Source organism: Methylomonas subterranea (assembly GCF_024505185.1).
GTDB lineage: Bacteria > Pseudomonadota > Gammaproteobacteria > Methylococcales > Methylomonadaceae > Methylomonas > Methylomonas subterranea.
Genome location: NZ_JANIBJ010000016.1, coordinates 49,686 through 74,439 on the forward strand (window position 1 = coordinate 49,686; position 24,754 = coordinate 74,439).

The window sequence follows — 24,754 nt, forward strand, 5'->3', positions numbered from 1 at the left end:
TTCGCGTTGATATTCCCCCAGAAGAGGCCGATTTTCATGGTTGGCCGGCCTTGATTTGTTCCAGGATAGGTTTGTCAAAGTCACCGGCCAAAAGACCTTTTTGCAACAAATCCGGCAAGTGGCCATTTAAATTCAGATTGAAAGCCACGGGATGCCCGGAAAATACCCGCGGGTTTTTACCTTCCAGACGCAAGCCCACCCGATAATCGCCATCGGCTTGATAATTCAGCGTGGCTTGCAGCTTATGGTACTGCAAATTGCGCAGCGCGCTAAAAGCCGGGTTTTCGCTTTCCGTTACCGGCGTATCGTAACGCAGCACACCCGGCCGCAAACCGTGCAATTTGCCGTCTTTTATTTCGATACTGTCGGTGGTCAAACTTAACGGCAACTTACCGTCCAATTCGCCGCTACCGGACAACTGGGGGTAATTCAGACTATCCAGCAATTGAGCCAAATCCAGTTTTTTGACTTCCAACGTCAACTTAAGCGGTAGTTCGTCGATATTGACCGTGTCCTGCACAATCGACATCTGCCCGCCGAACGCCGGCATGCCAAACCTGTCCACGGCCAGAATCCGGTTGTTGAGCCGCACGTTTAGTTGCAGCGCCTGCAATATGGTTTCCTTGCCTACATGCAGTTTGGGTAGCGCCATTTCCAATTGCAAAGCCGGCTTGACGATGTCTTCAACCGCTAAACGGATATATCCGTCCTCGGCCTCGATCGGTCCCGCCAGCATGCCCAAGCTATAACCGTTCAGATATATCCGGCCTGTCGACGGGCCGTCAGGCAACCAATTGAAATGCACGGCGCCCATTACCTGTCCGGTGGAAGCTTGCCAGCCGCCCAGGGTTTCCGGCAGCCAAGGCTTGATTAAACCCGTCAACTCGCCGAACGGCATATCCAAATGGCCGTCAATTGCCAATTGCGATTTGGCGGCGTTCAAGGCCAGTTCGGCACTTGCCCGATAGGCTTGATTACGGGTTAGTTCTAAACGGCCGGCTAAATTCGCCAATTTGTCGTTGGACCACGCCGACAGATTCAATTGCATGCCGGCCAGATTGGGTGCCGCGCGGATAAGGGCCGCATTGGAAACAGTCTCCCGCAAACTCGCCGGAATCAATTCCTCCATTTGCACCCAGCGCAGCAATTCGGACAAATCCCCCTGCAAATTACCTTGCAGCCGGGTTGGCCCTGGTTGGTCTGCATTCAACGCCAAAACGCCCGAACCAACGGTTGGTTCGACTGTCAACGAGGCATTGGTCAAGTTTGGATCAATTTGCAGTTTTATGGTGCGCTCCGCGTTGGCAAGCCGGATAAGCAGCGGCTTTTCCGGCTGAGCGTCGCCATCCAGGCGGCCGCTGAAACGGCTGACACCCCAGGGTGTGTCCACTTCGAGTTCCAGCCGCTTGATATTCAATCGCCGAAACGGCAGGGCCAATACCGGGTCATTTGCTTGCCGAGTGCCGGTCGCTTGATCGACTGCTTGATAGCTAATCCGCAGTTTGGCCTTGGTCATTTCGATAACGCCGAGACGTCCGGCGCGCAAGTCGTAATCGGCCTTGATGCCTTCAAGATCGGCCGTTATCGCCCCATTGCCGGCCCGCAGACCAAACTGCAGCCTTGCCAGTTCAGCTTGGCGAAAATCCACGCGGGCGCCGGATATTTCGGGGTTCAACAGTGGAATTTGTTGCAAGCCTTGCACTATGGCCCATTGCAAAACCGCCTCGTGCCGCGACCAGATAGCAGCGGCAGCGACAACAATCAACAGCCAAAACCCAGCCCCCGGATGGCGTCGCCGACACGACGCAGCCAGACCGGCCAGTTTTCGGGAAGCGGCGGGGCGCGGATAGGTCAAATGTTGACGACCCGCCCGCTTGCGGCCGACTGCAAGGCAGCAACGATGATTTGGCAGTTTTCCCTGGCATCCTCGAACGTCAGCGACGGCTCCGTGCCGTTCAACACGCAATCGCTGAAATGTTCGATTTCCAAATCGAAATGATTGGAGGCCGGCAAACGTTCTTCGCCTTGGCGGCCGTCCTCTGTCCACCAGGAAATCACCGGCACATCCCCCGGCAATTGCCACACCACGTGACATTTCAAACCGCCACGGGTACCGACGATTTCGTATTCGCAGCGCCGGGCTCGCTCGAAGCTGAAATCGAACTGAGCAAACCTGCCGTCGCCGTAATCCAGAATGCCGCTGGCGGAAATATCGGCGCCGCTGTCCGCATATCGCGCCATGGCCGTTACCGCCAGCGGCGGACGATCGAAAAACATCCGCAGCGAATGGATTGCATAACAGCCGATGTCCCACATGGCGCCGCCGCCCTGGTCCACATTTTTAGCCAAGCGGTACATCCTGGCCGGACGCATCATGAAGGAAAAACTGGTCCGTACGGAGCGAGTTTCTCCGATCAGGCCCGAATTCAAGAGCTCGCGGACCCTGCCGTGTTGCGGGTGAAACCGGTACATAAACCCTTCCATTACCGTAACCTTGTAACGGCGGGCGGCTGTTTCGATGGCATCGATGTCCGCGACGGTCAAGGCCATGGGTTTTTCGCACAACACATGCTTACGACTGGCTATGGCGCGCAGTGCCCATTCGGCGTGTTCATGGTTTGCCATGGGCAAATATACCGCCTGAATATCGGGATCGGCCAGCAACGCATCCGGATCGTCGTAGGCCCGTATATGCGGATAACAAGGCGCATACTTCGCCAGCGTTTCGGCGCTCGCGCCGGGCCGGCGGCTAGCGACGGCAATCAATTCGGCATTTGGCGCCGCCAGTATGGCCGGCAACAGTCTCTCGTTGACACGCGCCGCACCCAATATCCCCCAACGCAATTTGGCCTGATTTTTCATTTTCGCAATCTCCCGCTGAATATTTTTTGTTATCAAGCCCGGAGTTTGCAGCCTATCGGACAGCGAGTCAATCCGCAATCGGGCGCATAAATAGCCCTCGGCGGAATTTAACATGACTATCGCGGATCGAATTTCGGCATTAAGGTAAGAAGCGTGACATCACCTCCGACCCATGCAAGAAATACCCATGGGGGTAAAATTACCGCCAAAGCAACAATTGTCTGCAACGCCGATTCTCAAAATAACCGTCTGCCTCGGCGCAGGCGTTTTTTTATCCTGTCCGCCAACAACAGGAACAACTTATTCAATTCAACCAAATTTCTCCGATTCGCTTCATTGTTCAACCATTGCTTCCAAACGCTATTCGCGCAATGCCATCCCCGTATAAGCTTGGCCCAAATCCTTCCCGAAATCAAAGCCATTCGGCTTGCTGAAACGCTCAACCGGCTTTGCAAACTTTTCGCCCAGGCCTCGGGCAACCACATTTGATACAGACTCAATATAATTTGAAAATTCAACGACAAGCCCATCAGCCCGCCGCTCAGCACCAATAAATAAGCAAACTCCGGGGTTTCCCTGGTCAGATACCAAGCAAAAATATCGGTCAACATACTCATGAATGGAATGCCGATAGTCAATCGCTTCAACCAGACCGGGATCTCGCATAACACGAATAATTTTCCGACGAAAAACAGGATAAAGGCAATGCCGAACAGATGGATGTGAGATACCCTCACCAGCGATGGGATCGACGCGCCCCGGTCGGCCTCGGTCAATATAACGACTTGTTCATAGCTGGTTAATGACGGCAGATTCATGCCACTGGCCGGCGAATGACAAGCCACACAGTCGCGCCGCAGAATAGGGGCAACCTGGGCATGGTAGACGGCTTGCCCGGCGCCGGACGCTATCCAATCCAATATGACTATCCTGTCTGCCGGGGATTTGAGATTGCCGGCCATGGGTCCGTTGATGGCAGCCGCCAGACGGGTTTGTTCCGGGCTGCCGTGATAGGCGATGGCAATGTCGGCTATCGACAGGCCCGGTTGTCCATCTCGGCCCTGGTGCGCAAAAAACACTTGCCCCAGCGAAAACAGATAACCCAGAGCAATACTTAACAAAAACAAGCTGTTCAGTATCCTTTCCGAAATGGATATATCGCTAAAACGTTGACAGTTTGCCATGGGGCACCTCGTTCCAACAGAACACCCATTAATTTCAGCAAGATGCATGCCTTACAAATATATAATTTATATCAATGATTTACGTAATTGTAGATGCATTTATTAATCCCCAACTGGTGCGCCGCGCACCTCTGTTGTGCATATTCAACAATAGTTGCCAAATTACAACTTTCGAATAAACGGCAATACCACGCCAAAAATTAAAATAAGCAAGGAACCCACCAAGGCATTTTGACCAGGCCATTGCGCAAAAAAGGCAAACCCCCAGACCAAACTCAATACCGGCGCCAAGTAAGCTACCGCGCTCACCAAGGCTGCCGGCGCGGCCTGATAAGCCCTCGTCATGCAAAATTGCGCGCCGCTGCCCAGCACCCCGATCAACAGTAACAAACCCCATATTTTCGGCTTATACGGCAATTGAAATCCAAATTTGGCGAAATATAAAACGTGCAGCAACACGGCCACCACGCAAAAATAAAAGATCACCGACCGGGGCGCATTGCTCCGCCCGGCACGCGCCACCATCAAGTAAGCCAGCGCGGATAAGAATCCGGATATTAAGGCCATGGCTCGGCCCATTAAATCCATACCGTGCCCATCCGGTTTGAATAATAAAGCCGCACCGGCAAATGAGCCCAAAATTGCCAGCCATACCAACCAGGTATTTTTCTGCCCCAACACCCAAGGTCCCAGCAAAACCACAAACACACCGCTGGTGGCGGTCAGGAAGGCGCTTTCGCCCGGCCCGATTCGGCTGATGGCGGCAAACGACAGCATCAGCGCCGTAGAGCCGAATAAACCGCGTAACCACAATGAAGGCCGCCTGTCGCCGTATAATGAAACCAGATTGCGGCAATATAGCGCCGGCAGGATCAATAACAGCAGATTACTCAACACTCTGACAAAACTCACCATGGAGGCCGGCATCTCGTTATCGTAAAACCTGACGGCATATACGCAGGCATTCATCAGCGAAAATAGCACACTGGCCAGCAACATGTCCGTCAGGCCTTTTTTTCCGTGGAATGATGATGGATTGGCTTTCTGCTTGGAAGCAGCGGTGTTTGTTTTCGACATGGAGTGGATTGAATAGTAATAAGCTGGAAAATGTTGCCGACTGACTGGCGAGCGGATTTTCGGTTAAAGTGTGATCCCCCCTGTCTGCGCCCGACCCGAAGATACCGGACTTAAGCCATGTTGACACAAGACATTCTGCTGCAAGCCTTTAAGGCGATAATGACCCAGCCGGTCCGAACAGGCTTGATCATTCTGGCCATGAGTATCGGCGTGGCTTCCGTAAACGTACTAACCGCATTGGGAGACAGCGCTCGCCAATATGTCATCAACGAGTTCGAGTCGCTTGGCACTCATTTGGTGATTGTGTTGCCCGGCCGCTCGGAAACCACCGGAGGACATCCACCTATTTTCGGAGAAACACCCCGCGACTTGACGCTTGACGATGCCAATGCATTGCTCAAAAGTCGCCATATCGCCGCCATGGCTCCGGTCGTCATCGGCTCCGCGCCGATTTCCTCCGGCGGTCTGGAACGCGAAACCAATATAATGGGCTCCAACCATGCACTGTTAAAGGTCAGGCACTTGACCATTCAACATGGTCAATTCCTGCCCGATGCACCGACCGACAAGGAAATTCCGGTATGCGTGATAGGCTTGACCATAGCCGAACAACTCTTTCCCAATCGGCTGGCCGTCGGTCAATGGCTGCGCATAAATGATCGTCGTTTTCGGGTAATCGGCGTTCTGGCGAAAGAGGGGCAATCCATTGGCGTTGGCTTCGATGAAATTGTCATAATCCCCGTTGCGTCCGCCTTGGCCTTATTCGACAGCCATTCACTGTTCCGTATATTGGTCGAAACCCACTCACAGCAAGCCATGTATAAAGCGGTCGAAGAAATCAAGCGCATCATTACCGTTCGACATGACGGCGAGGAAGATGTCACGATTATCACCCAGGACAGTGTCGTCAACACTTTCAATAAAATATTGTCAGCCCTAACCCTTTCGGTTGCCGGCATTGCGGCCGTCAGCCTTGCGGTTGCCGGAGTATTGGTCATGAACGTCATGCTGATCAGCGTCAGCCAGCGAACTGCGGAAATCGGCTTATTAAAGGCGCTTGGCGCGACGCGGCGTAAGTTGCTGCAACTTTTTCTGGCGGAAGCCGCGCTACTGTCCCTCGTTGGCGCGCTGGTCGGCAGTTTGCTCGGCATTGGCGGCATCATGATTCTGCAATGGTGGTATCCCGGCTTTCCTCTCAGCCTACCCCTATGGTCCTGGCTATCCGCCATTGGCGTTGCACTCGGCACCGGTTTACTCTTCGGGGTTCTTCCCGCTCGCCAGGCGGCCGGCTTGGATCCCGTTTCTTCTCTGTCCAGGCGCTGAATCATGCATTGGCCTGATTTATTAAGGCTTGCTACCCGCAGCATTACCAGCCATAAGCAACGTTCGGCATTAACCACTCTCGGCTTGATCATCGGCATTGCCGCTGTCGTTATTCTGACTTCCATCGGCCGGGGCGTACATCGGTTTGTGCTATCCGAATTCACTCAATTCGGCACACATTTAATTGCAATTTATCCCGGAAAAACCTCGACTTTCGGATTATCCGGCGCTACTTTCAGCACCGTTCGCCCACTATCGATCGGCGATGCCGCCAGCCTGCAACAGCTTGACCAAGTCATAGCCGCCATGCCTGTCATTCAAGGCAATGCCCGCATCGAAGCCGACAAGCGGCAGCGTAGAGCCAACATTTTCGGCGTCAGTTCGGCTTTACCCTTGGTGTGGCAGTTCAAAATTCAAAGCGGCCGGTTCTTACCCGATGACAGCCTGGAAAACCCGCGCGCATTCGTGGTGTTGGGTAATAAAGTACAAACGGAGCTGTTTGGCACCTCTTCTTCTCTTGGCAAACGCATTCGTATCGGCGAAGACCGATTCATTGTTGTGGGCGTCATGGAAGCAAAGGGTCAGATGCTGGGTTTTGATTTGGATGACAGTGTCTATATTCCGTGCGGCAAGGCCATGGAAATGTTCGACCGACAAAGCTTGATGGAAATCGACGTTCTCTATGACAGTTCAGCAGCCAGCGAAGTTATCGAGCAGCGTATCAAGCGCCGACTTATCGCTCGCCACGGCTTCGAAGATTTTACCATTGTGACCCAAAATCAAATGCTGAAGAAAATGGATTCCGTATTGAGGATACTTACCTTGGCTATCGCCGCCTTGGGCGGCATCTCCTTGCTGGTCGGGTCCGTGGGCATCTTGACTATCATGACCATTGCCGTTTCCGAGCGGTTTAGCGAAATCGGTCTTTTGCGCGCCATTGGTGCCGAGCGCTTTGTTATTTTTCGACTATTTTTAAGCGAAGCTTTATTGCTAAGCTTGACCGGCGGCATTGGCGGCATCGCCTTGGGTATTTTGGCGACGCAATTAATGGCGGTCTCAATACCGGCATTGCCGGTACAGCTTGCTTGGAATTACATTTTACTGGCCTTTTTCATTTCTTTTGCAATCGGGATAGCGTCCGGCGTAGTGCCTGCCATTAAAGCGTCGCGATTAAGCCCCTTGGATGCTTTAAGGGCTGAATAGCTTTAAATTAACGGCGGACAAGACGCTCACTATCTTTACAGGGTCTTTTCGAATAAGCTTCCCTTCATCCCTGAATATGTTTTATTAACGAGGAACCCATGTTTGACATTTGCAATTATTACGAACAATTAGTTTATGACCATTTGTGGCATTTGAAGGAAATAAGCCCGGAACCCTTATCTCAATCTTTCCTTATGGACGTGGCCTGCATCGCACTTAATTCTTTACCCAACTGCTATGTGTGCAACCTCGTAGACAAGGGCGCCAACCTGACCGAAAGCGAACATCAGGACATGCGGAACGATGCCGTTAAGGCTATCGAAAGAGCAATCTTGATCGTTAGCGAAAATCCGCATGAAACCCGGGATCAATAAAACTTCCCGTCCTTCAAATTGCTTGCCGGTAATTTGATCAGCGGAGCTGATTTACTTAACGTCGATTGATCATGGTCTTTTATCGACTTGATATCGGTTGCACGTCGCGCTTGGCGACGCCACGATATAATTGCCGCGGCCTGCCGATTTTAAGCTCGGGGTCTGAAATCATTTCATCCCATTGCGCAATCCAGCCAACCGAACGGGACAAGGCAAAAATGGCGGTGAACATTTCTGTTGGAATCCCCAAGGCCCTCAGCACGATGCCGGAGTAGAAATCCACGTTCGGGTAGAGTTTCCTTTCGACAAAATACTCGTCTTCCAATGCAATTCGCTCCAATTCCATGGCCAGCTTAAACATTGGGTCGTTGTTTAGATTTAGCTCATCCAAGACTTCATGACAAGTTTGCCTCATCAATTTCGCTCGCGGATCGTAATTTTTATATACCCGATGACCAAATCCCATCAGTCTGAAAGGGTCGCTCTTATCTTTCGCCTTGGCGACATATTCCGGAATTTTAGTCACATCTCCTATTTCTTCCAGCATATTCAACACGGCTTCGTTTGCGCCACCATGTGCCGCGCCCCACAAACATGCGATACCTGCCGCGACGCAAGCGTATGGATTGGCGCCGCTTGAACCGGCTAGCCTGACCGTTGATGTGGAGGCATTTTGTTCGTGATCGGCGTGTAGTATCAATATCCGGTCCAGCGCCCGAATCAACACGGGATTGGCAATATAGTCGTCGTATGGATCCCCCATCATCATACGCATGAAGTTTTCCGCATAACCTAACTTTCTTTTCGGGTATATAAACGGCATGCCCGTGCTGTATTTATGACACATCGCCACTATATTCGGCATTTTGGCAATCAAGCGTATGGCGGCAATATAGCGGTCTTCAGGGCGGGTAACATCGGTCACATCGTGATAGAAAGCTGACAATGCGCCGACTACACCCACCAATACTGCCATTGGGTGAGCATCTCGGCGAAATCCGCTATAAAATTTCGTCAATTGCTCATGCACCATTACATGCTGGCTAATAATGGTTACAAATTCTTTCATTTGCGCGCCATTTGGCAATTCGCCGTTCAGCAATAAATAACAGACCTCCAGAAAGTCGCATTTTTCCGCCAGTTGCTCAATCGGATAACCCCGGTACAACAAGATACCGTTATCTCCATCTATATAAGTTATTTTTGACGAACAACTCGCGGTTGATGTGAAGCCTGGATCATAGGTAAAGTAACCGGTTTGCGCATACAGGCTACGGATATCAACGACCGATGGCCCCATTGTGCCGTCCATGATTGGTAGCTTTGACGCCTTTTCTTTATCGTCCTCTGTTAAGGACACATAGTTTTCAGCCATTGAATCGCTCCTACTGTTGATATTTTTACGTCAGTGCCGGTTACTTGTATTCTATTCGATGTATCTACCGGCAACTACGCATCATTGTTTACCGTTACTGACTTTACTATTTCTCATATCTCTTAGCTCGACAGCTGCGAAATCGTTATTGTTTTTTGTCGCCGATTTTTAGCCCCTCTTCTTCCCCGGTAACCAAACCTGACATGCATTCCACTACGCTCTCGGCGTAATTAGCATGTGCCTCTGCCAAGGCTTTAGGCGATCCAAAGGCATTTCTCAGGTCTTCCAGTGTTTTTTTGGGATCTTCGGATTCGTTCAGTTTTAACATTTTTGTGTAATTTATATACGCCTGTCTGCGCTGCGGATCGACCGGAATCATTCCTGGCATATCCTTTGACGATGTGACTACGACGCATTCGACCATTTTTTCGGGTGCGATATTGTAGTCCTTAATATCTTTATCCTTTTGCATCTGTGCCAGTATTGCTTGCTCATATTCCCCTTTTTCGGCACAACCTGTCATCGTGATAATTGTTGTAATTGCCAATATTAATTTTGCATTTCTCATTTTTTCCAACATTCTGTTATTTATTTTTACCGCTGAATTTAAACTTTTCGGGCCGGAATTTTTCTACTTTTTCCAGCTCTATCAATTCGTTTTATTTCCGAGCATTATTTTTGAACTGAGTTTATCGCTCATAAATCAAGCAACCGCACCCAAAAAAAAACCCCCGCCACCCTAAGGTAACGGAGGTTTTCCTCCTATCAATCCAAGACGAATCTTAGATTTCTTTCATTAGATGAAAGATGGGATTAATGGAGCGTCAACTGTTACCATTTGACGTGTACCGTTTTCATCCCAGAAGAACAACAAACCAGCGAAACGGCTGTCTGGATCGTAGATCAAGTCAGCTAAGCGGTATACTTCCCATGCTGCGTCAGAAGCTGTAACTTCAACAGTACGTGTCTCACCTGGAGCCAGTGGGCTGTTGTCGCTAACAGTCAAACCTTCTTCTGCCAACAAGTCATCTGGATAGCTGGTTTCATCTTCATGAACAGCAGGATCCAAGAAACGTACGCCAGCAGTGTTGAATTCGCCCAAACGAACAGGTGAATCGCCATTGTTGGTGATGGTCAGTGTCATTTGCATAGCACGACCTGGAACGCGGTAGGTAGCATCATCAACTTTTACTGAAACAGTAGATTCAGGCATTTGATAAGTTTTCATACCACGCAACAAACCAGCTTGCAGTGGGGTGGTCACTGGGTATTTTTCGTTGGTTGCGCCCATTGAAGCAGCAACGATAACCATAGTACCTACAGCGAATACCATACCGACTTTTTTATCGCCAGCAGAGATCAGAGTGTCTGCTTTGCCAGTGCTAACAGCGATGTGGCGTGGAACGAACATAGGACGTTTGATCCAGAACAACAACCAAGCAAAGGCGATTGCAAACCATACTGCGTGCCAGAAATAAACGTTATCCAGAGCGTAGGTTTCCAAGTTGATTGTTTGGCCAGTCAAAGTTGTAACTGGGTTAACAAACTCGCTCATAGAACCAGTAATGGTTACCCATTTGCCTGGGCCGATGATTGGACCACCGCCTTGTACGTTCATCATAGAGTGAACGTGCCAGTCACCTGGACGACGTGCTTTCAGCAGTACTTTGAACTCATAAACTTCGCCCAGTTCCAGAGAAACTGAACGAGGAACCAACTGACCACCGATCCAAGAACCAGCACGGATAAATACTGGACCAGGGATACCAACGTTCAGGAACGATACTTCTGGCTTATCAACAGTTTCAGGCCATCCCGCGAAAACCAGGAATTTACCGGAAATGGTCATAGTGTCGTTAACAGGCACTTCTTCTTTTGACCAGTTCAAGTCAAACCAGTGAATAGTACGCATACGCATGAACGCAGCCTGTGACTTTTCACCGTGAGCAGATGCTGTTGGAGCGTAGAACATCGCTGCTGTCATTGTGATCAGCAGTGCGACAAAGGACAGTTTTGCAACTTTGTCTTTAATTATTTTCATATTTCCTCCTCTATTACTAGAGAATCTTGTAATTAAGATCTACTGACAAACTTGTTAATTCAAATTCGTCAGATGTCATTTTCAATCAAAACTTCAGATTAGGACGCGTCGTCGGCGATGAAGTCGGTTTTTGCGAACCAACGGCCGAAGAAGTGCCACAAGAAGTAAATGATGATAGAAACGAATCCAGAGAAGAACGCTGATACTGGAGCAACGTCTTTACCGAAAGTTCTTAATGTACCTTTCTCTACCATACGGATGTACTCAGGTGTACCAGTTCTAACGTAGTGGTAACCTTGCAAGTCAGCCAGAGTCATCATCATGCCGTTGTATTCAACGGGCACGTGCAATGGCGCGATTACAGGCCAGTTACCTGGGTAGAACAACAAGCCATAAGCCAAACCACCAACAACAGCGGTCAGAGTCATGCTGTTACCCAACATCAGGATAACGTCCAGAACGATAGCGCCTGGCAGCAGGTTGGATGGGAAGCAGATGTTTACTGGGAAGTAAGTCCAGCCCCAGAAGTTCATGTATCTGTTGATCCACTCACCGATCATCAGAGCAACTACAGACAGTGTTGCGCCAACTGGCAAACGGTATCTCCACCACAAGCAAGCTTGAACAGCCGCAGGGAATGTAATAGAAACGATAGGTGCCACGGTTACCCACAGACGTCTATCTTTCCAGTCGGTCCAGAAGTCCCAGTCACCACCAGTCAACATATAGTGAATGTGATAACCGCCCAGAACCGCTGTGAACAGTGTAAAAAGAATCATCCAGTCAAACGTACGGGAAACTTGTACTGCTTCCGCACGAGAACGTACAGCTGATTGAGATGCGCTCATTAGCTTACCTCCTAAAGAATTAAAATTATATTTTTTTACTTTCCCTTATCCTGCCCCACCTAAATTTAAGCGAGGCAAGAAAGGAGATAGTATTTACTTTTACCGACTTGGATTAGGCCAGGTCTTTTTTCAGCAATTTGGTAATTGCCATTACTTCGGTATTCACAACACCCATGATAGCCAGAGCAGCCCAACCAAAGAATACGAAACCGTAGTGCAATGGAGCAACGAACAACTCTTCCATAAACCAGAATGTGTGACCCCACTCATTCAAACCAACGTTTGGCAGAATCATGAATGGGCCGATAACCGCAACCAGATACATCAAGTGCAGACCTTCATGGTATGTAGGCAGTCTTGTTTTTGCATACATAAATGCTGCTGTACCAGTGATGATGTAGATTGGGTAAGACAGGTAGAATTCGATGATGTGACTTGGAGTAAAGTCAGTATCACGAACGATGGTTTGGTGCCAAGTACCGTCTTGCTCGGTGAAGTATGAAGCACCCCAGTAGATCGCCCAACCGTAGCAAACCAACCAGATCCAGTGTGTGAAATGACGACGCAGTTCTTCACGTGGAGTGATTGACATTACTTTACGATCACGAGTTTTCCAGATCCAACCGTTGATGCCTGCAAACAGCAGAACTTCGATTACGATCTCGATGTACAACATGTTCATCCAGTATGTTTCAAACTCTGGAGCAAATGAATCAAGACCAGCGGACCAGCCATAGACACCTTCGTACCAACGAATGAAAGAATAGAAAACCAAATAGAGCAACATGCCCAATGTCAGGTTTCTTTTGTTTAAAAGCGGTGCTTCCGCAGCATCAGCCTTAACTGATTCAGTTGTAGCAGCCATTTCTACCTCCTAAAAGATTTTTAAATCCCCGGAACATTACCGGGAGTTCTTTGTTTTTCCCTTTGTTAAAAATTTATTCAACTTCGAATAAACCACCCCCTCCCTAAGAGTGCCTGGCAGTCTACCATCTCGACACTCCTTGTCAATACCGGCTCGCTGTTTTTTATCTATTTTCATTTATCCCGTTGCCAGAGACCATTCACTTAACGCTTGCAACGGTTTTTTTGCTAGAATCGCCGCTGCTTTCGCGCACCCCGACAACAACACCTCACCCGAAAATAGCCATGAACAAAAAAAAAATAGTTCTATTTGTCGCCTGTCTGGCCATCTTACTTGCGCTTCAAATCAAGTTCCTGCTGCCCCTGATGTACGACATCGCCGCGTCCGATTTATTTCTGGTTGAAAGCAAGGACAACGCCGACCCCATGCCGATATCAAACGACATGACCGCTCTTGCATTTACCCACTGCAACAGCCATATCAACAGCCAACTTGGCTCAACCGAAACCAGCGCAGCTTTCGCCAACCAGCCAACCAATGCCTGGAGCATTGGAAACTACGAATACATAATTAATGCAACGGTTGAAATTGCCACGAAAGATGCGCCAAGCACCCCTTACCAATATGTTTGCCGCATTCAATACGAAAATGGCGACGACCTGTCCGGCGCCGGCAATATCGAAAATTGGTCCGTTGAAGGCCTGACCGGCCTGCCTGATTTATAAAGAGGCCATCCCGGCGACAACATGCCTGCTTTTGATCGGCCACAACCCTTTTCAAAAGCAGCGCTACCGCTCTTACCCCCCCGACATCAATAGCTTTCGGCCGCACGCGGGCCACTATTACTCCCAACCTGCTAATCCGCAAAATGCCCGAATTTTAACGACGTTTATGCCCCAGGCACTCAAAACGGCGGCAAGGACTATAAGCGAGCGAGACCCCAACCAGACCGAATTCGAGCGGACAACAGGCAAAATTCCGGCCTACCGACAGCTCTGGAAGTAATTTGAGCTTGGAGGACGGGCGCCAGCCTATACGATTGTATTCACGGCGTCCCACCCTGCAAGCAGTCCTACCCTATCCGCGCTTTCATGATCGTTACGTCGTCAAATCGTCGCTCAGCTGCCGCCTTGCCTTATACCAATACAACAATAGCCCAAGCCCAAGCAGAACCACCAACCCTATGACGAAACCGATTACCAGAATAATGGGCTGTCCATCCGGATCGACTCCCACCTCCAACGGCACTCGAAACTTATCGTCTTCCTCCACGGCCTCGCCGATCAGAAAATACATGACATAATCGCCGTTTTTATCCACCTCGGCCCGCGCTTCCACCGCTCCTCGCGGATACAGTTTGGCCGGTAACTCAATGATGGTACGAATTTCGCGTATATCATCCGGGAATTTTTGCCCGGTTTTTTCGACTTCGACCAACCTGATGCCAATCGGGGTAGTACGTATATCCCGGTCAATTAAATCCGCCGTGAAAAACATTTTTCCCGCCCGAGGAATTTTTTGGCAGAAAGGCACAAATGCGGCTTTATTTTCCGGTTTCAATTCTTTACTGTCGGGCTGCAAATACGCACTGAAATGCACGGCATAAAAATCGTTGGCAATGATGCAATCCAAGTCGGGTCTGTTACCCAAGGCGTTGGATTGTTTGCTGCCGAACCCAAACTGTTCGCAGCCGGTCAGAGACAATGCAAACGCTATCAAACAGGATATAAAATAATAATTTAAACGCTGAATATTCATGAACTTTTGCCGCTCGACAACCAAAGTTAAATTTATGGTTTTACGGTAAATTGAAATTTACCGGTGACAATGTGGGTATCTTCCGAAACCACCCGATAACGAATGGTATATGTGCCGGGGGGCAAATCTTCCACGCTGGCATGTATGTGCGATCCGTCCAGCAAATCCTGTTCAACGTCGCGTTTATCAACCCTCTTGCCTTCGCTATCGATCACCGCCAGCGCCTTATATTCGCTCCTGACCGGATCGTTAAACCACAAATCTATCTGCTTGGGCGCCTCGGCGACTTCTTCATCCTTCGCCGGCTGAGACTTCACCAAAATGGCATGTGCCAAGGCCGTCAGAGGAAACGATAGCGCCGCAAACAGCAGCAAAGGTTTTATCAGTGTTGTTAATTTAGGCATAACTATCTCTTATTGATTGGAATTATTATTTAGTACCGCTATTACCCATTGCTTGACAGCGCCCGGCTTTTGCTCGGCCCAGGCAGCCAGCCCACCGAATGGCGTCGAGACTATCCTTGGAAAGGTCGCCGAAACACCGGCTCCGGAAATCTGTCTTGCAGACGACCAGCGCTGCCCGCCATCAAGCAACTCGCTGATTGCCACAATCGTTCCATCCGGCCCCATGGCATCCCATATCGCCAGCAAACGATTATCCGCCAGAACCGCCATGTCGCTGTGAAACGCCAATGCCGTCCCGCCCATGGGCAAGGGTTGCGACCAACTTTTGCCGTTGTCGGCGGACTGTAAATAATACAGGCCGGCCTTAGTCTCGAGCCCGGTCCAAACCAGACTATGCAAGACCCGCAAATCCGAGACAGCCATGGCGCCGCCGTTGTGCGGGCAACCGTCGAATACCCAGTTAAATTCACCTACCGTGGCTATACGTTGCCAGTTTTTTCCGGCATCGGCGGACTGCGCCAGCGCCATGTCGCGTGGCTCCATGTCCCGATAAAGCAGATTGACTTGCTGTTCCGCCCCCATCAACAGACGATTCCAGCAGCAGGAACAACTGGACTCGTCAACGGTTTGAGCCAACTCCCAATGCCGTCCCGCATTGGAACTTCGCGCATACCTCACCCCCTGGTGACCATTTTCATCCCTGTCGTCCAGCCAAGCCAGATGAAAGCGGCCAGCTTGATCCGCCACCAACTCCGGATGAGACTGATCGACGTCACTGGCGGTGGGATTAGCCCCCGGCGACCAGGTTTTTCCGCCATCCAGCGAATATACTGCCTGCAAGGGCCCCATACCCGGAAGCTCTCCGGTGATTTGCCAAATTGCCAGCAATGCCTTGCCGCTGGCGGCAATCTGTACATCGTTACCCGCTCCGGACTCTACGGTGGCCTTTGCGAAATGCCCGATTTCCACCGGCTCGGACCAGGTCAACCCGCCATCATCCGAACGCACATAAAGGATAAAAGATTGCTTGGGCTTTGCCGTCGCCACGGCAAGCAATCCGTGCACCACGCCTTGATCCTGGTATATATCGAAGCTCAGCAGATTTTGCCCGGCAAAGGGATAAGACTTCAAGGGATACACAACAGTAATTTCAGTACCGTCGTGCAGATTGCCTGGTCTGGCGGAAGACTGGGCGCACGCCGTCAAAGCCGCGGCGGCAAACAGAAAAACAAAGCGAAACATTCTCCGCAACATAGACACCGACATATTGCTCATTAAAAAGACCATCACAATTACATCATAACCAAGTCAAACACACACCCTTAAGCGGTTTTGACGGCTGTTTCCGGCAAGTTGAAGCACAGCGACACTTTTAAGCCGCCCAAGCTCGCTTTTGCAAAACCAATCTCCGCCTCGTGCAGACGAACGATGCGACTGACTATGGACAAGCCTAAACCGCTGCCTTCCGCGACCTGCGCGGTGTCCACGCAGCGATAAAACCGCTGGGAAATACGGGCGTAATCTTCATCAGCCACCCCCGGCCCGCTGTCTTCGATAAACACCATAACCCGCCTGGCTTCAGGATAAAGGCTGACCTTCACCTGTCCGCCAACGGGGGTATATTTAATGGCGTTATCGATCAGATTCCGGAACAAAATATTCAATAATTGCGAGTTGGCTTGTATGGCTACCCCCTCTCCGCCAACCAATTCAATGTCAATATTTTTCTCGCGCGCGGAAAATTCGATATCGGCAATCACCGCAATCATGGCCTGACTCAGATTCACCCACTGCTTGTCGAGTTGTACATTCTGGTGCTGGACTCGGGACAAGGTCAAAAGTTGCTGCACCATATGGGTCATGCGCAAAACGGCCTGCTGACATTTTTGCAGGGCTTGATCGCGCATGGCGGCATCCTTGGTTTTTTGCGCCACCTGCAACTGCGTCATCATACCGGCCAACGGCGTTTTAAGTTCGTGCGACGCATCCGAAGTAAAATTTCGTTCATTGGCAAACGCCTGCTCCAGCAAGCCGAACAAGTTATTGATCTGTTCGACCATGGGCACCACTTCCGCCGGCAATTTGTCCAGCGACAAAGGCTGCAAATAGCCCACTTCGCGGGCCGCCAACTGTTCCTTGAGCGCATTCACCGGCCGCAGCGTGCGACTGACGATCAGCCATATCACCAGCCCCAACACCGGAAAAGCCACCAACATCGCCAGCATTTCCTGACCGGCCAGCGACTTGATCAGCTCGCGGCGTATGTCGTCGCGCTGACCGACATGAATCACATACTCGCCGTTATCGGTACCGATGCTGAACACATGCCAGACCTGATTATTGATCAACGTGTCGCTGTATCCGTTGCGGGTCAAGGACAGGGCAAATTCCGGCGCGCTTTCCGAGCGTAGCACCACTCCCTCGCTGACGGAACGCAATTGAAAGGCGATTTTGCGCTCGTATTTATGCCCTAGAATAGGCATATGGAACAAATCGGGCGACTTATTCTGATCCCAAAGCTTGGTCAGGCGCCTTTGCTGTAATAAATTTTCCACAAAGGAATGCGCCACCCGGGCCGACTGAGCCAACTCGGCATTGGACAACTTGGTGATTTCGTCGCGAATCTGCAAATAACTGACATAAATAGTCGCCCCCCATACCAGCAACAACGACGACAACAACGAGAACAGCAAGCGTTTTTTCAGCGACCATGGCCGCAAACCCGGCCGCATGCTCAGACTTCGTCAATGATGTAACCCACCCCTCGAATGGTGCGGATCAGATTGGCATCCAGTTTTTTACGCAAATGATGAATATGCACTTCGACCGCGTTGCTTTCCACTTCCGACCCCCAGGCATACAGAGCCTCCTCCAGCCGGGCGCGGGAAGTGACATGGCCGATATGCATCATCAGGTAGTTTAAAATCTCGTATTCCTTTTGCGACAACTCCACCGCCGCGCCGTTGTAGAACACCTGATGCGCGGCCGGATCCACGGTAACGCCCTTATGCTCCAACAACGGCGCGCCATGCCCCTCGTTACGGCGCGCCAACGCCCTCAGGCGGGCACAAATCTCGGTCAGATCGAACGGTTTGCAGACAAAATCATCCGCGCCGCTATCCAGCCCGGCCACCCGCTCCGAAACGCCATCGCGGGCGGTCAATACCAACACCGGCGTATTGTCCTTGCGTCTTCGCAGGTTTTTCAGCACGCTCATGCCATCCATGCGCGGCAAATTCAGGTCCAGCACAATCAAATCATAATGATTCAGCTTTAACGCCTCGTCGGCCTGGGCGCCATCGGTCAACCAATCCACCGCGTAACCCTCCAGACTTAGACCGGCCTTCAAACCATCGCCGAGTATGGCGTCGTCTTCTATCAATAACAATCGCATAAAATTTTATGAATCAGTTGGCTGATTTAGGAACATTTCAATTCAAATACCGTTTTTTGTTCCCTTCGCGCCGGCGCGAGGAATCGGATAGGCCAAAACCCGTGACACAAAGGGATATACCTATCTGACATCGAATTTCGGCATTAACGCATCAGGCGTCGGGGTGTTCGGCAAAGGCTGTGCCAGCATGGACGCTGTCACAGAGCCTACATGGACGTATTTACGGCGTCCCTTGACGCACACCCCGACGCCAAAACCCATGGCACAAAGGGATATAAGCCGGTCATTGTAACAAGGAATCATTGACCTTAATGCCGCCGCAAGCGGTTCAAGCCAATACGAAAGCGGAAAAGCACTGTCGGGGATGAACGCCAGCAAGGCATGCACCCCGACCATGGCCTGCGGGCGCATCACCCGCAAACTTCCACCTCAAACACCGTTCCCTTTACCGCCACCACCTTAACCTTGGTACCGACCGGACAATCCTCGCCCTGGGCTTGCCACAGGCTGTCACCCACCTTGATTTTGCCCTGGCCGTTTTCAATAGCGGTTACCACATTGAAAACCCGGCCGATATATTGGGCACCGCGTCGATTCAACAGCGGCTGATCGCTTTCCTGAGACTTTGCGCTGACGTAACGCCGCCAAACCATTATCGAAGCAACCGCCATCAACGAAAACAGCAGCAATTGCACCTCGAATGGGGCAGAGGGGATCATCAACAAAATAGACCCAACCACAAACGCCGACACCGCCAACCACAAAAAAAAGAAGCCGGGGGCCAGCAGTTCCACAGCCAAAAACCCCACCGCCACTACCCACCAATACCAAAACACGATCTCCAACTCGGCCATGGTCAGGCCTTTTTGTTCAGCGCTTCTTTGGCCAATTCGCCTATACCGCCCAAGGCACCGATCACGCTGGAGGCTTCCAGCGGCATGAAGATCAATTTGCTGTTATTGGCCGCGGCCACGTCTTTCAACGATTCGATGTATTTTTGCGCCACGAAGTAATTGATGGCCTGTACGTCGCTCTTGGAAATGGCTTCCGATACCATCATGGTGGCGCGGGCTTCGGCTTCCGCCATGCGTTCGCGCGCCTCCGCCTCGCGGAAAGCGGCTTCCTTGCGGCCCTCGGCCTCCAAAATGGCGCTTTGCTTCAAGCCTTCGGCTTTCAATATCTCCGCCTGCCGCATGCCTTCCGCTTCCAGAATTTGCGCGCGCTTTTCCCGTTCGGCCTTCATTTGCCGGGCCATGGAATCCACCAAGTCCTTGGGTGGCGAAATATCCTTGATTTCGATACGGGTGACCTTGATCCCCCACGGCGAAGTGGCTTCGTCAACCACGCCCAAAAGCCGGGCATTGATTTCATCGCGGCGCGACAGCAATTCGTCCAGGTCCATCGACCCCATTACGGTACGGATATTGGTCATCACCAGATTGATGATGGCCATATCCAGATAAGTGATTTCATAAGCCGCTTTTGCGGCGTCCATAACTTGGTAAAACACCACGCCATCTACCCGCACCATGGCGTTATCCTTGGTGATCACCTCTTGCGACGGTACATCCAGCACCTGTTCCATCATATTCAATTTACGGCCTATGCGGTCGATGATGGGCATGATGATATTCAAACCCGGGGTCAAGGTATTGGTATATTTCCCGAAGCGCTCAACGGTATATTCCATGCCTTGCGGCACGGACTTGACACTCATGAACACCAATAACACCGCAAACACAAACAGCATGGTTACAAACAAGCCAAAGCCGCCCATAACGCCTCCTAAATTTTCTGATTGAAATTATTGTTTATTGCAAACTGTCACCCGACTAATAATAATGCATCACTCTCAAACTTGCTGGTTATAGGACCCGATTCATGAACACCCTGATTTATTACAGCTTTAGCGTACTATTCGTTTGCATACTGGTGCTGATCGTCGGCATGATAAAGCCCAAGTGGGTATTTCTTTGGATGGAAAAACCGGGTCGACTACCCGTATTGATGGTGGCGCTAGCTCTGTTTATGGTCTTCGCGGTGATGTTCGGCGAAGGTAACAAGCAGTTACAGCAAGAAAAAGCCCAGCAGATCAAACAGCAGACTACCCAACAACCCGGCGCGGAAGTCCCCGACCTGCATTGAAATCAGCGCCTTTTTTTGACGCTGAACGCATCGACAAGATTTTTTAAACGTTGCAAATCGCCGGCCTTCGCGTCGGCCTGATAGCGCAGACGGATAAACAGAGCGCTGATTTGCTCTATTCGTCCGGCCAATTCCGGCAACTGCTTTTGGGCTCGCCCGGCAAAGTCTTTCGCCCCCTCCCCTTGGCCGATCACCACCCCGGCATCAGCCAACTTGCCGCAAAACCGCCGATAAACCAATAAGGGCTTATCGGCGGTTTTTGCCGGTTTTTTCAGCAGCCACCACGCCAGGGGCAACGTGACCGCCAGCAGACTACCCAACAGCCATTTGACCAAGGGGGAGATGCCGTCTATTCCCAGGGTCCGCAAAAATTGCATCTGATTGGCGCCACTGTAGTTGATAACCCAGCGTTGCCAGTTGTAATCCACGCTCTGCCATAACTGCCGGCCACGCTTGAACCAGTTCAAGGCCGCCGAATCGCCCGTTAACGGCCCGAAATTCACCGCGCCACTGGCAATTTGCAAATCCACATTCACCCCGCGCTCCACCCGCTCCGGCGCCACCGCCGCCGTGGGGTCGAATCTGACCCAGCCCTTGTTCTCCAGCCACGCCTCGGCCCAGGCATGCGCATCGGCTTGGCGGACTTCCAAAAAGCCGCCTACCTTGTTGAATTCGCCCCCTTGATAACCGCCGATCACCCGCGCCGGAATCTTGGCAATCCGCAACAGGTAAACAAAGGCGGCAGCGTAATGGCTACAAAATCCGCTGCGGGTTTCGAATAAAAACGTGTCGATGGGATTTTCCGGCATCAAGGGTGGCGCCAGCGTGTAAAAAAACGCTTCCCGCCTGAAGTGATTCAACAAATTTTGAATGAATTGTTCGGGAGAAGCATTGCCGCCACCCAGGGCCTTGATCAATGCCAATTGCCTGTCCGATGCCGCCAGGGGCAATTGCAGATTTTCCCGGTAGTCGGCCGGGCTGAGAGGGCCGGTATTATAGAAGGGGCGAGAAACAATTTTGTACTCGGCGCGATCGGCCGGCCTTTTGTCGCTGCGCAACTGAAAACCGTGGATGCTGCGCAATCCGGCGCCGAAACTTTCCGGCATTTCCAGCCCGAAAACCCAGTTTTGCTTTTGCGGCTCCATCAACAAGGTATATCGATAGGCATCGCCGCTAAACTCGGGGGGCCGAGCCGACGTGTCGCGGCTGGAGTCAACCGTCCAGCGCACGCCATCGGTGCGCGAATAGACCGCGCCGCGCCAATAGCGCAGAAGCGGTGGCGGAACATCGCCCTCAAACCTGACCCTGAACACCAACTCATCCGACAAACTCAAATCGCTGATCGAACCGGGCTCCAGTGTATCGCTAAGTCCGGACAGGGCCTTGTTGTCGTCGGCCAGCCACATCCAACGCGGCGCTTCCAGCCGTGGAAACAACACAAAAAGCACCAAGGCCAAGGGCAAAGCCTGTAAAACGATGGCGGTCGCGGTTTTTAGCGCGGCTCGGGTTTCCACCCGCTCGGCGGTTTGGACGATCAAGGTAGCCAATAACAGGATACAAACCAACAAAATATAGCCGGCCATCAGAATGCTTTGTTCGTATAAAAACTGCGAAGCGGCCACGATGAAGGCCAGATATACCACCAATAGCACGTCGCGTCGGCCACGAATCTCCAGCAGCTTTAAACCCAGCGCCACCACAATCAATCCGGTACCGGCATCGCGGCCGAACACGCCGCGCTGCTGGCTGAGCAACAATGCCACGCCCAACAACGTCAATAAAAACAATTGCCAACGCTTTGGCAACCACCCCGGGTAACGAACAGCCATGAAGCGCCAGACCAGCATAACCGCGAAAAAGCCGAACAACGGCCAGGGAATATGCCAGCCGTGCGGCAGCGTGATCAGCAAAAGCGAGCCCAACAAAAAACTCAGTCCTCGCCGATCAAGCGCCCCCACCATCATTTAAGATTCCAAGCCAAACAGCGCCAAAGCGCTTAAGCAAGCCTGATTATGCGCGGCGCCACGATCCGGTTCCAACCTTACCCCCGGCAACAGCAAACCGTAGCGTCGTCCGGCCTGCTCGGCATCCACCAGCCAGCGGCACAGTTGGCCGAGCCGCGCTTCCGCATCGGCGCCGGGCGTCGTCTCATAATCCAGCCAAAGCTCGAGGCTGGAGGCACCGGCGTATTGCTTGCTGTGCAAGCCGCGTCCCTTGGCATAGGCCTTCCAATGAATCTGCCGGATGGGGTCTCCGCTTTGATAGGATTTAAGACCATAAAACTCGTCACCCTCGCGCTTGGACTGCCCTTGCCCACCGGGCCCGGAATCGGTTTCCGGAAACGGCAATTCCAACTTGGCCGGTTGCGGATAAACCAGCACCCGGCTATCGAAACGCAAGGGCGACCAGGCCCGAAACAATCCCAACGGGTAACAGCTGGACAAGGTTAGAGTATCGCACGCCAACCAACCCCTCTTTTCGGCGGGCACCGCCAATGAAACGGTTTGCGTTTCCCCTGGCCGCAGCCGAATGGTCCGCGGCTCCCGCAAGCTCACGTCTATCGCCGGACGCGCTTGGTCGCCGGGATTGTGCAGCACGAAATTGAATAGCGCCTGGTCGCCGGCGAATACCGGCTGATGCTGCCCCGCTCTGACCACCAAGCCAGACAGCGCCTTGAAACTATGCAAAATAGTCACAAAAAACACACTGGCCAGTAAAAAGCCCAACATATACGCCAAGTTATTGTTGTAAACAAAGGCTATCAGCAACACCAGAACAATCAATAACACGAACAGTAGGCCCTGCCGGGTGGGCAGAATAAACACCCGCCGTTGATCTAATTGAATAGGACCGGCGGCGGGCGCCTCGCCTATCAAAAATCGGCTCGGCTTAAACCGCTGCCGCCAGCCCAACGAACCACCATTCACAGCACGGCCACCTGCCGCAGTATGGGGGCGACGGTAGCTCCGGAATCGCGACCGCCCGGCGACAGGCGATGCCCCGCCACCGCCGGCAACACCGCTTGCACGTCTTCCGGCAATACCGCCCCGCGCTGATCCATTAACGCCCAGGCCTTGGCGGCCGCCAACAGCGACAAACCCGCCCTTGGCGACAAGCCGCAAGGGTAGTCGTCGCAGTGGCGGGTAAAATCGATGATGGCCAGCACATAATCCAGCAGGGCTGGCGCCACATGCACGCCGGCAACTTCGTGCTGCAAGGCCGCCAGTTGCTCAGCCGGCAAATACACCGGCAGGTTTTTAATCAAGCGATGCCTGGGCTGACCGATCAGCAGCTCCCGCTCGGCCTGTCGACTGGGGTAGCCCAATTCGATGCGCATCAAAAACCGGTCCAGTTGCGATTCCGGCAACGGAAAGGTGCCGATTTGATAAGACGGATTTTGCGTGGCGATGACAAAAAACGGCTCGGGCAGGGGATATGTTTGACCTTCCACCGTAACCTGTCTTTCTTCCATGGCTTCCAACAACGCGCTTTGAGCCTTTGGGGTGGCGCGGTTGATTTCATCCGCCAATATCATTTGATTGAACAAGGGGCCTTGACGAAAACTGAAACTGTTTTGCCGGCTATCGAAAACGGCGGAGCCCATGATGTCGGCCGGCAAAATATCGCTGGTAAATTGAATCCGTTGATAACCCAGGCCGAATAAATGCGCCAGGGCATGTGAAAGCGTGGTTTTGCCGACGCCGGGAATGTCTTCGATCAGCAAATGCCCCTTGGCCAACAGGCAGCAAACGGCCAAACGGATCTGCGTCCGCTTGCCGAGAATAACGCTGTCGGCACAGGCGAGCAGTTGGTGGAGAGCTTCGTGCATAATCAAACAACCGGCGGCAAAAGTCTGAATTGTGGCTCGATACGGGCCGGCATTGCAAATGCGCCGGCATCC

24 protein-coding genes are annotated in these 24,754 nt (G+C 51.8%); 5 read left to right on the forward strand and 19 right to left on the reverse strand.

Annotated features, from left to right (window positions below; all coding sequences use genetic code 11):
• Positions 1 to 34: 34 nt before the first annotated feature.
• From NP590_RS10135 to NP590_RS10150, 4 genes are all read right to left on the reverse strand, one after another.
• Positions 35 to 1,765, reverse strand: coding sequence for an intermembrane phospholipid transport protein YdbH family protein (locus tag NP590_RS10135; RefSeq protein ID WP_256602259.1), 1,731 nt, complete (start codon positions 1,763 to 1,765; stop codon positions 35 to 37).
• An 86-nt stretch (positions 1,766 to 1,851) separates the two neighbouring features.
• A complete protein-coding gene (locus NP590_RS10140; protein ID WP_256602314.1) occupies positions 1,852 to 2,862 on the reverse strand; it encodes a Gfo/Idh/MocA family protein in 1,011 nt (336 codons plus the stop codon).
• Between the two features lie 236 nt (positions 2,863 to 3,098).
• The gene (locus NP590_RS10145) at positions 3,099 to 4,046 is read right to left on the reverse strand and encodes an Aq_1264-related membrane protein (RefSeq protein ID WP_256602260.1); all 948 of its coding nucleotides are present in this window, start codon (positions 4,044 to 4,046) and stop codon (positions 3,099 to 3,101) included.
• A 162-nt stretch (positions 4,047 to 4,208) separates the two neighbouring features.
• The gene (locus tag NP590_RS10150) at positions 4,209 to 5,123 is read right to left on the reverse strand and encodes a DMT family transporter (RefSeq protein ID WP_256602261.1); all 915 of its coding nucleotides are present in this window, start codon (positions 5,121 to 5,123) and stop codon (positions 4,209 to 4,211) included.
• Between the two features lie 117 nt (positions 5,124 to 5,240).
• Between NP590_RS10150 and NP590_RS10155 the strand changes: the two genes are divergently transcribed.
• The 3 genes from NP590_RS10155 to NP590_RS10165 all read left to right on the forward strand — a co-directional run bounded on the left by NP590_RS10155 (position 5,241) and on the right by NP590_RS10165 (position 8,023).
• On the forward strand, positions 5,241 to 6,446 hold the full coding sequence (locus tag NP590_RS10155; RefSeq protein ID WP_256602262.1) for an ABC transporter permease: 1,206 nt from the start codon (positions 5,241 to 5,243) through the stop codon (positions 6,444 to 6,446).
• Positions 6,447 to 6,449: 3 nt separating this feature from the next.
• Positions 6,450 to 7,649, forward strand: coding sequence for an ABC transporter permease (locus NP590_RS10160; RefSeq protein WP_256602263.1), 1,200 nt, complete (start codon positions 6,450 to 6,452; stop codon positions 7,647 to 7,649).
• Between the two features lie 98 nt (positions 7,650 to 7,747).
• Positions 7,748 to 8,023 (forward strand): late competence development ComFB family protein, encoded by a 276-nt coding sequence (locus tag NP590_RS10165; protein WP_256602264.1) that lies wholly within the window; start codon positions 7,748 to 7,750, stop codon positions 8,021 to 8,023.
• A 79-nt stretch (positions 8,024 to 8,102) separates the two neighbouring features.
• Here NP590_RS10165 and gltA read toward each other — a convergent pair whose 3' ends face one another.
• From gltA to amoC, 5 genes are all read right to left on the reverse strand, one after another.
• Positions 8,103 to 9,398 (reverse strand): citrate synthase, encoded by a 1,296-nt coding sequence (gene gltA, locus NP590_RS10170; RefSeq protein WP_256602265.1) that lies wholly within the window; start codon positions 9,396 to 9,398, stop codon positions 8,103 to 8,105.
• A gap of 145 nt (positions 9,399 to 9,543) precedes the next feature.
• Positions 9,544 to 9,966: a hypothetical protein gene (locus NP590_RS10175; RefSeq protein ID WP_256602266.1), complete on the reverse strand. Its 423-nt coding sequence runs from the start codon at positions 9,964 to 9,966 to the stop codon at positions 9,544 to 9,546.
• 228 nt (positions 9,967 to 10,194) lie between these two features.
• On the reverse strand, positions 10,195 to 11,439 hold the full coding sequence (gene amoB, locus NP590_RS10180) for a bacterial ammonia monooxygenase, subunit AmoB (protein ID WP_256602267.1): 1,245 nt from the start codon (positions 11,437 to 11,439) through the stop codon (positions 10,195 to 10,197).
• Positions 11,440 to 11,537: 98 nt separating this feature from the next.
• Positions 11,538 to 12,287 carry a bacterial ammonia monooxygenase, subunit AmoA gene (gene amoA, locus NP590_RS10185; RefSeq protein WP_036280011.1) on the reverse strand — a complete coding sequence of 250 codons (750 nt, stop codon included), beginning with the start codon at positions 12,285 to 12,287 and terminating at the stop codon, positions 11,538 to 11,540.
• Between the two features lie 112 nt (positions 12,288 to 12,399).
• Complete coding sequence (amoC, locus tag NP590_RS10190; RefSeq protein ID WP_256602268.1) at positions 12,400 to 13,152, reverse strand: bacterial ammonia monooxygenase, subunit AmoC; 753 nt, start codon at positions 13,150 to 13,152, stop codon at positions 12,400 to 12,402.
• A 284-nt stretch (positions 13,153 to 13,436) separates the two neighbouring features.
• Between amoC and NP590_RS10195 the strand changes: the two genes are divergently transcribed.
• The gene (locus NP590_RS10195) at positions 13,437 to 13,877 is read left to right on the forward strand and encodes a hypothetical protein (RefSeq protein WP_256602269.1); all 441 of its coding nucleotides are present in this window, start codon (positions 13,437 to 13,439) and stop codon (positions 13,875 to 13,877) included.
• Positions 13,878 to 14,250: 373 nt separating this feature from the next.
• Here NP590_RS10195 and NP590_RS10200 read toward each other — a convergent pair whose 3' ends face one another.
• The 7 genes from NP590_RS10200 to NP590_RS10230 all read right to left on the reverse strand — a co-directional run bounded on the left by NP590_RS10200 (position 14,251) and on the right by NP590_RS10230 (position 20,485).
• Complete coding sequence (locus tag NP590_RS10200; protein WP_256602270.1) at positions 14,251 to 14,910, reverse strand: hypothetical protein; 660 nt, start codon at positions 14,908 to 14,910, stop codon at positions 14,251 to 14,253.
• A gap of 32 nt (positions 14,911 to 14,942) precedes the next feature.
• Positions 14,943 to 15,314, reverse strand: a complete 372-nt coding sequence (locus NP590_RS10205; RefSeq protein ID WP_256602271.1) for a copper resistance CopC family protein — start codon at positions 15,312 to 15,314, stop codon at positions 14,943 to 14,945.
• 9 nt (positions 15,315 to 15,323) lie between these two features.
• A complete protein-coding gene (locus tag NP590_RS10210) occupies positions 15,324 to 16,589 on the reverse strand; it encodes a sialidase family protein (RefSeq protein WP_256602272.1) in 1,266 nt (421 codons plus the stop codon).
• A 47-nt stretch (positions 16,590 to 16,636) separates the two neighbouring features.
• Positions 16,637 to 18,046, reverse strand: coding sequence for an ATP-binding protein (locus tag NP590_RS10215; protein ID WP_256602273.1), 1,410 nt, complete (start codon positions 18,044 to 18,046; stop codon positions 16,637 to 16,639).
• A gap of 2 nt (positions 18,047 to 18,048) precedes the next feature.
• Positions 18,049 to 18,708 carry a response regulator gene (locus NP590_RS10220; RefSeq protein ID WP_256602274.1) on the reverse strand — a complete coding sequence of 220 codons (660 nt, stop codon included), beginning with the start codon at positions 18,706 to 18,708 and terminating at the stop codon, positions 18,049 to 18,051.
• A 410-nt stretch (positions 18,709 to 19,118) separates the two neighbouring features.
• Positions 19,119 to 19,562 (reverse strand): NfeD family protein, encoded by a 444-nt coding sequence (locus tag NP590_RS10225; protein WP_256602275.1) that lies wholly within the window; start codon positions 19,560 to 19,562, stop codon positions 19,119 to 19,121.
• A gap of 2 nt (positions 19,563 to 19,564) precedes the next feature.
• The gene (locus tag NP590_RS10230) at positions 19,565 to 20,485 is read right to left on the reverse strand and encodes an SPFH domain-containing protein (RefSeq protein WP_256602276.1); all 921 of its coding nucleotides are present in this window, start codon (positions 20,483 to 20,485) and stop codon (positions 19,565 to 19,567) included.
• Positions 20,486 to 20,589: 104 nt separating this feature from the next.
• Between NP590_RS10230 and NP590_RS10235 the strand changes: the two genes are divergently transcribed.
• Positions 20,590 to 20,853, forward strand: a complete 264-nt coding sequence (locus NP590_RS10235; protein ID WP_256602277.1) for a hypothetical protein — start codon at positions 20,590 to 20,592, stop codon at positions 20,851 to 20,853.
• A gap of 2 nt (positions 20,854 to 20,855) precedes the next feature.
• Here NP590_RS10235 and NP590_RS10240 read toward each other — a convergent pair whose 3' ends face one another.
• Genes NP590_RS10240 through NP590_RS10250 form a run of 3 tightly spaced genes read right to left on the reverse strand, consistent with a single transcriptional unit; the run spans position 20,856 to position 24,682 of the window.
• Positions 20,856 to 22,778, reverse strand: coding sequence for a transglutaminase TgpA family protein (locus tag NP590_RS10240; protein WP_371927292.1), 1,923 nt, complete (start codon positions 22,776 to 22,778; stop codon positions 20,856 to 20,858).
• 39 nt (positions 22,779 to 22,817) lie between these two features.
• The gene (locus NP590_RS10245) at positions 22,818 to 23,780 is read right to left on the reverse strand and encodes a DUF58 domain-containing protein (protein WP_256602278.1); all 963 of its coding nucleotides are present in this window, start codon (positions 23,778 to 23,780) and stop codon (positions 22,818 to 22,820) included.
• Positions 23,777 to 24,682 (reverse strand): AAA family ATPase, encoded by a 906-nt coding sequence (locus tag NP590_RS10250; RefSeq protein WP_256602279.1) that lies wholly within the window; start codon positions 24,680 to 24,682, stop codon positions 23,777 to 23,779. Before NP590_RS10250 ends, NP590_RS10245 begins: the two co-directional genes overlap by 4 nt.
• Positions 24,683 to 24,754: the final 72 nt, after the last annotated feature.

Excerpts from the sequence above, each read along its gene's own strand:
- NP590_RS10140 (WP_256602314.1), bottom strand. The coding sequence starts at position 2,862 with ATGAAAAATCAGGCCAAATTGCGTTGGGGGATATTGGGTGCGGCGCGT.
- NP590_RS10145 (WP_256602260.1), bottom strand. The coding sequence starts at position 4,046 with ATGGCAAACTGTCAACGTTTTAGCGATATATCCATTTCGGAAAGGATA.
- NP590_RS10150 (WP_256602261.1), bottom strand. The coding sequence starts at position 5,123 with ATGTCGAAAACAAACACCGCTGCTTCCAAGCAGAAAGCCAATCCATCA.
- NP590_RS10155 (WP_256602262.1), top strand. The coding sequence starts at position 5,241 with ATGTTGACACAAGACATTCTGCTGCAAGCCTTTAAGGCGATAATGACC.
- NP590_RS10160 (WP_256602263.1), top strand. The coding sequence starts at position 6,450 with ATGCATTGGCCTGATTTATTAAGGCTTGCTACCCGCAGCATTACCAGC.
- NP590_RS10165 (WP_256602264.1), top strand. The coding sequence starts at position 7,748 with ATGTTTGACATTTGCAATTATTACGAACAATTAGTTTATGACCATTTG.
- gltA (WP_256602265.1), bottom strand. The coding sequence starts at position 9,398 with ATGGCTGAAAACTATGTGTCCTTAACAGAGGACGATAAAGAAAAGGCG.
- NP590_RS10175 (WP_256602266.1), bottom strand. The coding sequence starts at position 9,966 with ATGAGAAATGCAAAATTAATATTGGCAATTACAACAATTATCACGATG.
- amoB (WP_256602267.1), bottom strand. The coding sequence starts at position 11,439 with ATGAAAATAATTAAAGACAAAGTTGCAAAACTGTCCTTTGTCGCACTG.
- amoA (WP_036280011.1), bottom strand. The coding sequence starts at position 12,287 with ATGAGCGCATCTCAATCAGCTGTACGTTCTCGTGCGGAAGCAGTACAA.
- amoC (WP_256602268.1), bottom strand. The coding sequence starts at position 13,152 with ATGGCTGCTACAACTGAATCAGTTAAGGCTGATGCTGCGGAAGCACCG.
- NP590_RS10195 (WP_256602269.1), top strand. The coding sequence starts at position 13,437 with ATGAACAAAAAAAAAATAGTTCTATTTGTCGCCTGTCTGGCCATCTTA.
- NP590_RS10200 (WP_256602270.1), bottom strand. The coding sequence starts at position 14,910 with ATGAATATTCAGCGTTTAAATTATTATTTTATATCCTGTTTGATAGCG.
- NP590_RS10205 (WP_256602271.1), bottom strand. The coding sequence starts at position 15,314 with ATGCCTAAATTAACAACACTGATAAAACCTTTGCTGCTGTTTGCGGCG.
- NP590_RS10210 (WP_256602272.1), bottom strand. The coding sequence starts at position 16,589 with ATGAGCAATATGTCGGTGTCTATGTTGCGGAGAATGTTTCGCTTTGTT.
- NP590_RS10215 (WP_256602273.1), bottom strand. The coding sequence starts at position 18,046 with ATGCGGCCGGGTTTGCGGCCATGGTCGCTGAAAAAACGCTTGCTGTTC.
- NP590_RS10220 (WP_256602274.1), bottom strand. The coding sequence starts at position 18,708 with ATGCGATTGTTATTGATAGAAGACGACGCCATACTCGGCGATGGTTTG.
- NP590_RS10225 (WP_256602275.1), bottom strand. The coding sequence starts at position 19,562 with ATGGCCGAGTTGGAGATCGTGTTTTGGTATTGGTGGGTAGTGGCGGTG.
- NP590_RS10230 (WP_256602276.1), bottom strand. The coding sequence starts at position 20,485 with ATGGGCGGCTTTGGCTTGTTTGTAACCATGCTGTTTGTGTTTGCGGTG.
- NP590_RS10235 (WP_256602277.1), top strand. The coding sequence starts at position 20,590 with ATGAACACCCTGATTTATTACAGCTTTAGCGTACTATTCGTTTGCATA.
- NP590_RS10250 (WP_256602279.1), bottom strand. The coding sequence starts at position 24,682 with ATGCACGAAGCTCTCCACCAACTGCTCGCCTGTGCCGACAGCGTTATT.